The organism is Novipirellula herctigrandis (assembly GCA_007859835.1).
Classification (GTDB): domain Bacteria; phylum Planctomycetota; class Planctomycetia; order Pirellulales; family Pirellulaceae; genus Novipirellula_A; species Novipirellula_A herctigrandis.
The window spans coordinates 8,258,648-8,271,108 of record SJPJ01000001.1; the positions used below are offsets into that span (position 1 = coordinate 8,258,648).

Sequence of the window (12,461 nt, forward strand, 5' to 3'; positions counted from 1 at the left end):
CCCCGGCGAATCCGTCGAGCAAGGAACCTGATGTCCAAGGTAAGGAATTCCCGCTGATTTTCAGCCAGCGATAAGTATTGTTGCCGGATTCTTTGCCTGAATCGCTAAGTGTCCTTTGCCTTTTCGCAGTGCCGTAACCCCGGATAAAAAACATGACTCGTTTTCTGACCGCCTTCTTTCTTTGCCTTGTCACTCTGCCGCTTTCGGCTGCCGACAGGCCCAACATCATCATGATTCTTTGCGATGACGTCGGCTTCGAATGCTTCAGCGCTTATGGGAGCCGTGAGTATTCAACGCCGCGACTCGACGCGCTGGCAGCCAGCGGGATCCGCTTCGAAAACTGTCACTCGACACCGTTGTGTACACCAAGTCGCGTCAACCTGATGTCGGGCAAGTCGAACGTGTTTAACTATTTCGACTTTGGCGTTTATCCGAGGGGCGAACCGACTTTCGGTAACTACTTCAAAGAGCATGGCTACGCGACAGCCGTGGCCGGCAAATGGCAGTTACTGACAACCAAAGGCGGGGTCTCCCCGGAAGAAGCGGGCTTCGACACGCACTGCCTATGGAACATTCCTGGCGGCGGGCGAGAGCGATACTGGAATCCGTCGCTGGTACAGAACGGGAAACTGCTCGATCTGCCGGACGAAAGTTATGGCCCTGACATCACCACTGACTTTCTGATCGACTTTATTAAGACAAATCGCGAAAAGCCGTTCCTCGCCTACTTCCCGATGATTCTTCCTCACAATCCGTTTCCGGTGACTCCGGACAGCGCCGACCCGAAGTCGAAGGACGCGAAACGGAACTTCATCGACATGGTGCAGTACATCGACAAGAACGTCGGTCGGCTCGAAGACACGTTGAAGGATCTCGGACTGCGTGAGAACACGCTGATTATCTTTACCGGTGACAACGGCACCAATGCCGTACTGACATCCGAACTGAATGGGCGTCAGATTCGAGGCGGGAAAGGTTTCACGCACGACTACGGGACTCACGTGCCTTTGATCGTCAACTGGCCGGGAACTGTGCCAGCCGGAAAAGTGATCGACGATCTTGTTTGCTTTTCCGATCTGTTCCCGACGATGGTCGAAGCGGCGGGACTGCCTCCGAAAAAGATCACCGACGGAGACGGTTGGAGTTTCTGGCCGCAGTGCAAGGGCAAAGCAGGACACAAACGTGAGTGGATTTACTGTTACTACTTTCCTCGACCGTCATCCGCAAAATACAACGACAAATACAGCCATTTTGAAGTCAGGTTCGCACGAAACGAACGCTACAAGCTGTACGACAACGGCGGAATGTTTGACACGATTGAGGATGTCCTCGAGAAACGCCCGATCGCAATCGGCAAGGCTGGATCTGCTGGTGAGTCAGCACGCAAAGAGCTTCAGCAGGCGCTGGACTCCTATCCCGATGCCGGCCGGAATGCCAACGGCACAAAGCAGACAGCGAAACAGAATAAACGTTAGCAGTTTAATGCCCGCACTAGGATCGCAGATTGTCAATTACTCATTTAATAGAACTCATCCAATGAACTCCATTCGTTTTCTCGGACTACTCCTGATCCTGTCAGCCACTGCTCAGGCTACGGACGTTTTTGACATGGATGCGATACGTGACTCGTCCACACTGGAGATTGAAGTCGTCCAAGATTGGCGAACGGTCCCAGGTCCCGTCATGACGCGACAGAAACTGGTCACAATCAACGTCGGCGAAATCTGGCAGGGCCAGGATTATCGACTGCCTGTTCGGATGGTAGTTCCTGCAGATCGTAAAGCTCGTGGCTTTCATCTCACTGGGGGAAATTCACCCACGAAATTGGAGCGAGAAACACGACCCAGAGGCATTGATCTTCTATTGCTCCAGGGTGGCGTGGGACTGGTCATGACCGTGGTTCAAGAGCCCGGATCTTATGGCAAGCCTGAGCTGGGAGGACGCTCGGAAGCCCGCTTTGCGAAGTCGTTGGATCCCCATCACAAAATCCAATACTGGGCTTGGCCTGCAACGCTGATGCGAGCGATCACAACGGCCTATGCCGAAACGGACCACTTCGACAAAGGCAAGGTCGCCGTAACCGGCTCATCGAAAAACGGAGCCTCTCCTTCGATGGCGATCATCCACGACGACCGCATGACCGCGCTCCACGCTTCTGTTTCACCAATCTGGGACTCGCCGCTCCGGCTCTGTGATCGGGAGGCATGGGATCGGCATCTCGCAGAGGGAGGTCAGCAACGAGGTTTTTCGGGGGGGCATTTCGGTCCAAACTTCAATCAACGCGTTCTAGATGCCGGCAACACTTGGGAAAATCTACAGACCTTTGCCAATGACATTTCTGATCAGGTATTCGTTTCGCGAAATCTCCAAGGACTTCGCGATCGTGGAGTCGAGATGCTGTTTCACCCTGGAACACATGACATGGTCGCGTACGACATGGCTTGGGGCGGAGCGCATCATCCGTCGATTCCCCTGTATCTCGGAGCGAACAGTGGTCACGGAAAAAAAGGGCACTCCAATATCGAGCAAGATCAGCAGAACAAGTCTGCATTTTTGCTTCGTCATTTTTTCCCAGACGATGTTCGCCAGCCGCTTCTGACCTCTCCGACAATTGAGACGAACCTCACCAAGAGCACCCTAAAAGTGACCGTCCGTTTCGCGCCTGATTCCGGTGAAGAATCGGGACGCATCTGGTGGATGAACGATCGGGGTGCCGACGGAAGTCCACGATACCTAAAGGAACCGATACCCGACAAGAACACCAAAGAAATGGCTCAGGACTCCGACAGCGGAGTGTGGACTGTGGAGATCAAAATCGATCCCAACGCGTCACGAATCGATCTCTTCAGCAACCACCGCAAGACGATCAAGTATCGCGAAAAAGAACTCCGAACTTACATCTCCAGCCCATACACACGGATAGAGCTCTAGTCGCTGATGCTGCTGATCTCGTCTCCAATTGGCAAACCAAAACTCAACTATGAAGAACACTTTTTCGATCGTTTCCTTTGCGCTGCTTTTTGCTGCAAACGTTTTCGCCGAACCTCAGCCGAACGTCCTGATTATCCTCGCTGATGACATGGGCTACTCGGATCTGGGGTGCATGGGTTCGGAGATCAAGACGCCCCATCTCGACCGCCTCGCACGTGACGGTGTCCTTTTCACCCAAGCCTACAATACCGCAAAGTGTTTCCCTACGCGCGCCAGCTTGCTGACCGGGACATGGTTCCAGCAAACGGATCGTGATTTCACGAATACCACGACTCTCGGCGAGGTTCTCCAGCCGGCTGACTATCACACACTCTGGTCCGGCAAACATCATGCCACCTTCGATCCGCGAACTCGCGGTTTTGATCGTTTCTATGGATTTCTCGGTGGAGCGATCAATTGCTGGAACCCGGGAAATGCCCCCGCGATAGGCGCTCCGGATCCGGCGAGGATTGAGCACTACCAGTGGATTCTCGATGAAGATGAGATAACCGAGCCTTTCGTTCCGGATCGTGCCGATTGGTATGCCACCGATGTCTTCACCGACAAGAGTATTGAGTGGCTGGGAGAGACCGCTGGCGATGAAAAGCCGTTCTTTCTCTACCTGGCCTACAATGCGCCGCACTGGCCACTGCATGCACCTGAAGAAAGTATCGAAGCGTGTCGAGGCAGATACGATGCCGGTTACGATTTTGTTCGCAACGCACGCTACCAGCGCCAGGTTGAAACGGGTTTGATTAACCCGAAGATCGCGCCCCTTTCGCCGCCCGAATATGATCAGCCTTGGGAATCTTTATCCGCGGAACTTAAAGAGAGACGAATCGGACAGATGGAAGTCTACGCCGCAATGATCGAGCGGATGGACGAAAATATTGGCCGGGTCATTGATCTCCTCGATCGACAGGGGCGCATGGAGAACACTATTATCTTCTTTCTCATCGACAACGGTGCCTGCGCGACCGATCCTGCCAATCGGGTCGGGAACTATCGGAAAGATGTGCCGATCGGCGGGGTGGATAGTTACGAAGCCTATCACCAGGGCTGGGCCTGTGTCAGCAACACGCCCCTGCGTCGTTTTAAAACCAAAAGTCACGAAGGCGGCGTCTGCACACCCATGATCGTGCACTGGGCTGAAGGCATCGAGTCGCCCGGTCGAATCTGTCGAGAGCCAGTTCACCTGGTCGATATCCCGCCTACGGTGGCTGCTCTCGCTGGAGCGAAAAATCCGGCAACTGGTCAGGGAATCAACATCAACAACGCGTTCCAAAACAAACCACTGCAGCGCGAAGGAAATCTCTACTGGCAATGGGGTGGCGGTAACGCCATTCGCAAGGGAGATATGAAACTCGTCCGTCACAACGGCGGCGACTGGGAACTCTACGATCTCGCAAAAGATCGTACCGAGTTGAACGATCTTGCGGGGGAGATGCCGGAATTGGTGGGAGCCCTCGACGAAGCCTGGAACGCCTGGTGGATGGAGTGCACCGGGAGTGAGTTCAAGGCGAAGACGAAATCGGAGAACAAATGATGCAGGAAAAACCTGGCAGCTACGGCATGCCGCCGTTCCGGATTCTACAGAACATCGGGCTCCTTGGATTGGTGACAATTGTTCTCACCACCTTTGTCCACGCGGCCGATAAACCGAACATCCTTCTCATTCTCTCGGATGATCACAGTGTCCCGCATGTCAGCTGTTACGACGACGAAAACACGAAGCGGTTCAAGATTACACCGAACCTTCGGAAGTTCGCCGAGCAAGGAATGCGGTTTGATCAGGCATACACGTCCGCCCCGCAATGTGCTCCGTCACGGATTTCGATTTTTGCGTGTCGATCTCCCGTCGGCTTGGGCGTCACTCGATTCGCGCAGCCACCACGCGGTGATGTTCGTTTTTTTACAGACGTGCTTCGCGCAAACGGTTACTGGGTGGGACTGGACGGACGCCATCAGCATCTCGACGGCCGTGTCCGCGAAGCCGAGCACATTGACAGGGCGCTGCGGGAAGCCGGCATGCAGAGTCTCGACGAGCGGTTTGATCATTTCGTGCGATCTGCGGGGACCAAGGGTGACAATTTGTTGCGTGTCGCCGATCGCGTTGCAGCGGCTCTGGACAAAGTGCCCGACGAAAAACCGTTCTTCCTTTACTTTGGTTTTAATCAGCCGCATCGAAAGTTCGCGCTGAAGTACGACGGTATCGATCCGAGCGAATTGAAACTTCCGGCTGACTGGCCCGATCTCCCTGAAGTCCGCGTCGACTACGCCAGGTATCTTGCGTCGGTCCGCGAACTGGATCATGGATTCGGACTGATCATGCATCTTCTGAAGACCCGCGGCATCGAAGACAACACGCTCGTTATCTTCATGGGCGACAACGGCGAAGCGCTGCTACGAGGCAAAGGCACTCTGCTGGATCGCGGCACTCATGTTCCGCTGATGATCCGCTGGCCGGGCCGAGTCGAACCGGGGTCGAATTCTTCCGCGCTTGTGTGTGGCACAGACCTTGGCCCGACGATTCTCTCCGCATGTGGAATGAAACCGCTAAAGGAAATGACGGGCGTCAGTCTTTTTCGGCAACTTCTCGGCGAGAAGGCTGAAGACCGGCGATACGTATTCGCCGAACGTGGCTGGCACTGGGGACCGATCACCCGAACCGATGGTCTGGACCTTTCGCGTTCAATCACGTCGACGCATTACCGCTACATCTACAACGCACTGCCGAACCGCAGCTACACGCCGGTCGACATGCCAAACAAGGATGCTTGGAAGGCGATTCAGTCGGCAAACGCAGCTGATAAGCTCTCGCCATTGCACCAGCGACTCTACTTTCAGAACCCTCGGCCAGTCGTCGAGTTGTACGATCTGCGAAACGATCCGCTGGAACTCAACAATCTGGCGGGAAAGAAGTCAGTCGCCGACATGGAACAAACTCTGCGTGAAGAGCTTGAAAGCTGGATGATTCGCGAGCACGATTTTCTGCCACTACCGACGCATGCGCTGCAGAATACGAAGTGAGATTCACGCATCGAACTCAGAAAAACAACAAACCCTCGGCCACAAGACATTTGTGACCGAGGGTTTGGTTCGGATTGAGACAGGAGAGCTCCCCGGATAGGACTCGAACCAGACTGACGAACGCCGAGAGTGGCGACTGGATTTGAACTCCGTAACTTCGGACCTGCCAGTAGGTTCGAGCAATTGCCCTTCGTCGCACCCTGAAAACTGTCACCCGTTTGAACTGACTGATTTGGGCTTCATGGTTTGCGTAACTCACTCGCACCAAACGAAAAACAGCTCGCGGCGAACGAACGCGACGAGCTGTTTTGAATTCAAGTCGGGGCGACAAGATTTGAACTTGCGACCTCTGCGTCCCGAACGCAGCGCTCTACCAGGCTGAGCCACACCCCGATATGTGTGATTTGTTGCTGTTATCGTCGGATTTTGTGGTGAACTCGTCAACAGTAGGTGAGGACTCTAGCTCCAAATTTTCCACCATGGTTTGGGTTTTGGCGGTGGTGTGGCTCGGATGGACAAAATCCCAACTTCGTCCACGTGTTCACTGCCGCGAACAGGCGCCATCTTTAACATCGAAGCATCGGAAAGCTTATCCAGCGTCGGTGTGGTTGAATCGGATTTCAAGACGTGTAGCTTGCACTTAAATTGCTTCGTCGCCGCCATCATCGCGGAAATGACTTCTCTTACTTTTGGTCGATCACCAAAGTGGTCGATAACGAAGCAATCTTCCTCTTTCTTGTAACCATGGACGTTGGCAAATTTCCAGGTTCCCTTCTGTTCGTCTTCCTCGTCCCAGCCATGATACTCGTCTCGCATCGTTGACGCTCCGCATAGGTGACTATGAAAAACCAGTAGAAATCGTTGTCAGCGCATATACTCCATCATCGAAATACTCGCTGAACGGGGACTTGTAACTCCTAGGATAACGGTTCTCGCAGTCGGAAACCACTCTGTAAGGGTGTCAGCCCCCAGTTAGCGGTCAATTTCGTATTCGGTCATTTTCCGATAGGCCGTCGCTCGGCTGATCCCCAATAATTTCGCCGCCTCGGGTACACTGCCGCCCGTTCGTTCGATGGCTTTGCGAATCAAACGCTGTTCCCATTCGTCTAGTCGCAATGTATCGAGACGACTGAGTCCAGCGTCCCGTAGTCCAAGATCACCGCTTTCAATCGTTGGATCGTCCGCCATGACGACGGCACTATCGATCACATTGCGAAGTTGCCGGACGTTACCGGGCCACGCATATTCCAGCAGACGGTCCCGGGCTTCGTCACTAATTGTCAGCGCGGGACGACCATGTTGGCGGCAAAAATGATCGAGAAAATGTTCCATCAACAATTTGATGTCTTTGCCGCGTTCACGAAGCGGCGGCACCACCAATTCAAACACGCTCAGCCGATAAAACAGGTCTTCGCGAAACCGTTTCTCACGAACGAATTCTGCCAAGTCGCGGTTGGTCGCCGCGATCACACGCACATCCACCAACACCTCTTTCGTAGCACCCACCGGCAGGAACGGGTGGCCTTCGAGAATCCTTAGCAGCTTGGCTTGTCCTTCGAGTGTCAATTCGCCGATTTCGTCGAGAAACAACGTACCTGTATCGGCTTGTTGGAACCATCCATCGTGATCGTTGTCCGCACCGGTAAACGATCCTTTGCGATGCCCGAACAATTGGCTTTCAATCAAATCATGGGGAATCGCGGCGCAATTGACTGTCAACATCGGGCGTTTCGCTCGGCGGCTGGCCCGATGGACGGCGCGGGCCACCAATTCTTTCCCTACTCCACTTTCGCCTCGGATCAATACCGAGCCGCTTGCAGTGCCGACGCGAGAGATTCGTTCCTTCAATTTCACCATCACAGGGCTCGAACCAATCAGTTCATCGGAATCGGCATTGCGATCGGCGATGCGGTTGCGTTCCGCTTTAAGAGAGTCGCGTTCAAAGGCTTGACTCAGGCCGATGGCCAATAACCGAGCGGCCGCGACAACAAGTTCAAAGTGTTCCGGAGTGTATTTGGGCTTGCGACGATACAATTGCAGCACACCCAGGCTTGATCCATCACAGACCAACGGCGCATAGATGATGTCGGCCCAATGCTTGCCGCTGGCTCGTTTGGAATTTTCTTTGGGGGTTGCGTGAGACTCGAGTTCCGGATCACTTCGCGATGCATCATTGATCCAGATTGCTTCTCCGTCGCGGGCAAGCCGTCGCATCAGAGATTTTTCGATGACGACGGCGTCCTCTGAATCAGGAGGTTCTACGCGGCGCGGTTTCAATTGACCGTCACCCGAGTCAAAGGTCAATCCAACCACATCCGATTCGGTTCGGTCCTTGAGAAGTTTGATCAGGGTGTCAATGACCTCATCGGCGTCGCGAGACCGCAGTAGACTGAGGCTGAGCGAGTAGAGGTCAATCAGACATCCCGTCGCGGCGACCTGAGCGAGAGGGTCTTCATCGTCGGGAAGCCAGCTCTTTTCAAATTTTAAGTCGTCGGGATTGTAAGTGTCCGTCAGGGACATTTCGTCGGCTGTGTCTTTTTCGGTTTCGACCAATTCCAATTCCGTCGATCCGATTTTGAGAGTGTTTTGATGCACCAAGCGAGCATGATCCGTTTTTTGGCCGTTAACGAGCGTCCCGTTTCGGCTACTCGTATCCCGCAGTTGCCATCCACCTTCTTCCCGATAAATGACCGCATGGAATCGGCTGCTGATCGGATCCGTCAGCATGATTTCGCAGTTTTTGCCGCGGCCGATGTGCATCGGCCGGTCGGGATCGAGGGTGAATTGGCGTCCCTTTTCGGGGCCGGTCCGCACCGTTAAGTAAGCTGTCATCGCGTCGTCGTCGCTTCCACGGGCGTTGGTTTCAACGCTCCAATTGAGATACGGTTAATGCAAGGTACAGGCGTCTCAATGTCTGCCCTGGTTGTCTCATAATAAGACAAAAGCAGGCCTCTGTGGTGTTTCATAAAAAAAAATATTTGCCCTGAGCCAATCGGTTGGTGCGTTTACCGGCAAAACGGGCTCGGTCGGTCCGACAATTGAATTTCCTATCGCCCGAGGGATCTCTATGCGTTAGGTTGCTAGAATGTGCGTGAATTCTGTTTGTTTCGTGTTAGAAAGTCATTTGCGTTGAATGTCCGCTCTCGAGAACCCGTGTTATTCATGGTCACTTTCAAACCTAACCTCTTCTTGCCTACTGTACATGTGTGTGCGGCGGTAAGTCTGTTTGCGGTATTCGCATGTTTTCCACTTCCTGCTTTGGCAGAGGACATCGGGGAACAGAAAATCGATACCGCGCAAATCGCTCTGTGGGTGAAGCAACTTGGTGCCAATAAATTTGCAGAACGAGAAAGCGCGGCGGCCCATTTGGCCGATCTCGGCCTTGACGCGATTCCAGTGCTTCAAGAGGCGTCCGAGCAAACGGCGGATGCGGAAGTTCGGTTACGTGCTGGAAAATTGATTCGTCAACTAACCGAAGGCGATATGCGAGCGCACATCGAAGCGTTTCTGGCGGGGAAAGATGTTTCCTTCGACGGTTGGAATCGGGTTGCGATGTTGATGGGGGATTCGATTGGTGTGCGCGAATTGTTTGTCGAGATAATGTTGGCTCATCCGGAAGTGACGAAGTCGTTGGCGGGTGCGAGTCGCGATCGCTATGTCGCGATGGAAGTGGCGGTCGGGCGAGTGTCGTCGCGGATGTATGAGCAATTTCAACCGGCCACGCGTGCAGATATTGTTGCGTTACTTTTGCCAGCGATCGATGCCGCTGTGCCTGTCAGTGAAAGTAACGAGAGTTTGCTGTTGTCGATCCTGAGACAATCGGAGGGATCGAGACTTCACCGCGATATGCAATTGAGCGGGCCGATCGACGAGTTGGTCGGAATTTGGGTCAATCGATCGAGTCTAGCGAATCGCGAAGAGATGATTTTCTTTGCGATGAATTGGCAATTACCCTCGGTGTTGCCAATTGCGGAAAAAACGCTGGTTGAATCGACCGCTGCCAATACGATCGCGACCGCCTTGCAAGCGATTTCGCAATACGGAGATCGCGATGACACCGAATTGGTTGCCCATTTCCTTGATGATACTCGTCTAATCGCTTCGCAATCGATTGTCGCGGGCGATATCAGCGAGACGATGATTGGGGACGCTGCGATGATTACGATCGCGCGCTTGCTATACAACGGTCCGATTACGGAAATGGGTTTCCCCAGCGACGAGAAACATCCTTTGCAAGGGTTTATTCTTGAAGAAATCGGTTATTCCAAAGCCAATCCGGATGATCGTAAAGCGATCCGAAAGCGAATCGATGAATTGGTCGATGCGGAGCGAAAACGCAGGGCGGGCGAGTTGGATCAATCTTAGGCGCAGGGGCCGCTCGCCAATGAGGGTAGCGAAAGTGGGCGGCGCACGGGCAACGACATGCATAGGTTTCGCATGCCGGGGCATCTACTCACTGCGTGAACAGAAGCACGGTGAGGTCGTCGGGCTTGCCAGGCAATTGCGGGTCTTGGCCATCCATCCTACTGCTCGACAATGCGGCGAGGTTTTCCATTCGCTTGTTGGGATCGCCGTTTTTGATCGTTTCGACCACTTCGGAAATGTGCAGATTGTCGAACAATCCGTCGCTGGCCAAAATGACGCGGTCGCGTCGTGAGAGTGGCCGCGAGGGGCCGACGCCGATGTGCATGGTAGCAGAGCCAACCAAGTTGGAGACGATGTGGCGCTCGTCATGTGTCATGGCGGATTCTTCGTCGAGTAGTCCAGATTCGACTAAGTAACCGACCGGTGAATGCGATGTCGATTTCCATTTCAAGACACCGCGTTGGCCGACGATCATGGCCATCGAATCGCCGACGGTATAGACGCGAGCTCTCTGGTCAACAATTTCGACTACCGACAGGGTTGTTGCCGCTCCGACACCAAGATCCAAAATGTCGTGGTTGGCCTTTTCAATCCCATCCAAAATCGCGGGGCGTAAGTCGGCACCCGGTTCGGCTTCAAGGACCGATTCGGCGACACAGTGAACCGCGATCGCGGATGCTTTGTAACCGAGCGGACATCCGCCGACTCCATCCGCAACGGCCATGATGATCGCGCCGCCAATTGTTTGGACCACAACGGCGCTATCATCATTCGGCTCTTCTTTTCCAGGACAACGCTTTGCCAATGCGATGATCCGGCCCGATGATATTTCCAGCGATTGCGACTTTTGCATGTCGCTTTCAACGAAGAACTCGCACTCTGTTTTGGAGATCGTGGTCAGCATGGCTTCGTGTATGTACAAACGTAAAGTTTAGAGGCAATTCTTGAACGAAAAATCCCGTCGGAATCTTAGGTCCATTAATTCTAGCTTGTCGCACGATGCCGGCGAGCGTAGCGAATCGCTTTCGTGCGAGTTCGCTCGAATGCAGAAAGCATTTGGCCTGCATCCCGGTACCGTTGGCGGGGTTTGATTGCAAGCGATTTGCGTATTACAGCGATTAGATCGCCATGCGCACGCCGCCGCAGTGTTGCATTCCCTGCAAGCGGCCACTCAAACGGATATTCAGGCCATTTGCTTGAGAAAAAGCGATACGCGATCAATCCGATTGAAAAAACATCACTCCGAGTGGACGGTTTGCCCATCGCTTGTTCCGGAGCCATGTAGCCAATTGTCCCCGTCCCTGAACCCGAGATCGTTTTTTGGGCTGCTTTGGCAATCCCGAAATCAGCCAAGCGGATATGGTTGTCGTCAAACATCAGCACGTTTTCGGGCTTAATGTCACAGTGGATCACGGCATGTTCATGAGCATAGGCGACACCATCAAGAAGCTGTCTCAGGAGGTCAAACGCCAACTCGAACCCCATTCGTTTTTTTAGCCGGTCATCGAGGGTACGCTCGGCGAGTGGGGTGATAATGACAAAGTGGTCATCAATGAAGGTGGCGTCGCGGATCGGTAAGATGTTTGGGTGATCGAATTGAATCGTCAATCGTGCCTCGCGACGGAACTCTTCTAAGAGTGCCTCGGAGACCAATTCGGGTGTGGGAATCTTTAACGCCACTTTAATCCCAAGTACTGTATCGAAGGCCGCATAGACGGTCGCAAACCCGCCGACGCCCAAGCGTCGTTCGATACGATATTTACCAAGCCGCGAACCGACGCGGAGAGAGGTTTTCCGTTTAGAGTGCATTAAGTTGGGAACGAAACCGAGAATGGGATTGCCATCAGGACCAAGGGGCGAAACACCAACGCATTTGTGAATGCGAAAGCCCGATTTCGACCGTTTGACATTATTGATTACCGAATTCAAAACGGGAAGACTTTTTCAGCAGTTTTCTGGATCACTTGCCAACGTGGCGTTGATTATCGCGTCCAGCTAAGAGAGGAGGCCTTGTCGTCGTCAACAAGTCGCGTTGGGAACTGGAATGTTTGTCGTGTTCCAGCGATGTCCTTGAATGCGTCGGCAGCCTACTGTGT

At 53.6% G+C, this 12,461-nt stretch carries 9 protein-coding genes and 1 tRNA gene; 5 read left to right on the top strand and 5 right to left on the bottom strand.

The window, feature by feature from the left end; translation table 11 throughout:
- Positions 1-152: 152 nt before the first annotated feature.
- From CA13_RS29870 to CA13_RS29885, 4 genes are all read left to right on the top strand, one after another.
- Entirely contained in the window at positions 153-1,475 is a 1,323-nt protein-coding gene (locus CA13_RS29870; RefSeq protein ID WP_146402895.1) for a sulfatase family protein, read from the top strand.
- A 61-nt stretch (positions 1,476-1,536) separates the two neighbouring features.
- Entirely contained in the window at positions 1,537-2,931 is a 1,395-nt protein-coding gene (locus CA13_RS29875; RefSeq protein WP_419195009.1) for a hypothetical protein, read from the top strand.
- A 49-nt stretch (positions 2,932-2,980) separates the two neighbouring features.
- Positions 2,981-4,516, top strand: a complete 1,536-nt coding sequence (locus CA13_RS29880) for an arylsulfatase (protein ID WP_146402896.1) — start codon at positions 2,981-2,983, stop codon at positions 4,514-4,516.
- Complete coding sequence (locus CA13_RS29885; protein WP_146402898.1) at positions 4,513-6,000, top strand: sulfatase family protein; 1,488 nt, start codon at positions 4,513-4,515, stop codon at positions 5,998-6,000. The genes CA13_RS29880 and CA13_RS29885 overlap by 4 nt, the downstream gene beginning before the upstream one ends.
- A 319-nt stretch (positions 6,001-6,319) precedes the next feature.
- Here CA13_RS29885 and CA13_RS29890 read toward each other — a convergent pair.
- From CA13_RS29890 to CA13_RS29900, 3 genes are all read right to left on the bottom strand, one after another.
- Positions 6,320-6,393, bottom strand: a tRNA-Pro gene (locus CA13_RS29890).
- A 66-nt stretch (positions 6,394-6,459) separates the two neighbouring features.
- Positions 6,460-6,816, bottom strand: coding sequence for a hypothetical protein (locus CA13_RS29895; RefSeq protein ID WP_146402900.1), 357 nt, complete (start codon positions 6,814-6,816; stop codon positions 6,460-6,462).
- A 156-nt stretch (positions 6,817-6,972) separates the two neighbouring features.
- Complete coding sequence (locus tag CA13_RS29900; RefSeq protein WP_146402902.1) at positions 6,973-8,832, bottom strand: sigma 54-interacting transcriptional regulator; 1,860 nt, start codon at positions 8,830-8,832, stop codon at positions 6,973-6,975.
- Between the two features lie 357 nt (positions 8,833-9,189).
- Between CA13_RS29900 and CA13_RS29905 the strand changes: the two genes are divergently transcribed.
- A complete protein-coding gene (locus CA13_RS29905; RefSeq protein ID WP_146402904.1) occupies positions 9,190-10,365 on the top strand; it encodes a hypothetical protein in 1,176 nt (391 codons plus the stop codon).
- Between the two features lie 88 nt (positions 10,366-10,453).
- On the opposite strand, the gene CA13_RS29910 is transcribed toward CA13_RS29905, so the two are convergent.
- The gene (locus CA13_RS29910) at positions 10,454-11,218 is read right to left on the bottom strand and encodes a PP2C family protein-serine/threonine phosphatase (RefSeq protein WP_419195010.1); all 765 of its coding nucleotides are present in this window, start codon (positions 11,216-11,218) and stop codon (positions 10,454-10,456) included.
- Between the two features lie 131 nt (positions 11,219-11,349).
- A complete protein-coding gene (locus CA13_RS29915) occupies positions 11,350-12,294 on the bottom strand; it encodes a serine/threonine-protein kinase (protein WP_419195011.1) in 945 nt (314 codons plus the stop codon).
- Positions 12,295-12,461: the final 167 nt, after the last annotated feature.

Coding starts and splice junctions, on each gene's coding strand:
- CA13_RS29885 (WP_146402898.1), top strand. CDS start 4,513: ATGATGCAGGAAAAACCTGGCAGCTACGGCATGCCGCCGTTCCGGATT.
- CA13_RS29875 (WP_419195009.1), top strand. CDS start 1,537: ATGAACTCCATTCGTTTTCTCGGACTACTCCTGATCCTGTCAGCCACT.
- CA13_RS29870 (WP_146402895.1), top strand. CDS start 153: ATGACTCGTTTTCTGACCGCCTTCTTTCTTTGCCTTGTCACTCTGCCG.
- CA13_RS29900 (WP_146402902.1), bottom strand. CDS start 8,832: ATGACAGCTTACTTAACGGTGCGGACCGGCCCCGAAAAGGGACGCCAA.
- CA13_RS29880 (WP_146402896.1), top strand. CDS start 2,981: ATGAAGAACACTTTTTCGATCGTTTCCTTTGCGCTGCTTTTTGCTGCA.
- CA13_RS29910 (WP_419195010.1), bottom strand. CDS start 11,218: ATGCAAAAGTCGCAATCGCTGGAAATATCATCGGGCCGGATCATCGCA.
- CA13_RS29895 (WP_146402900.1), bottom strand. CDS start 6,816: ATGCGAGACGAGTATCATGGCTGGGACGAGGAAGACGAACAGAAGGGA.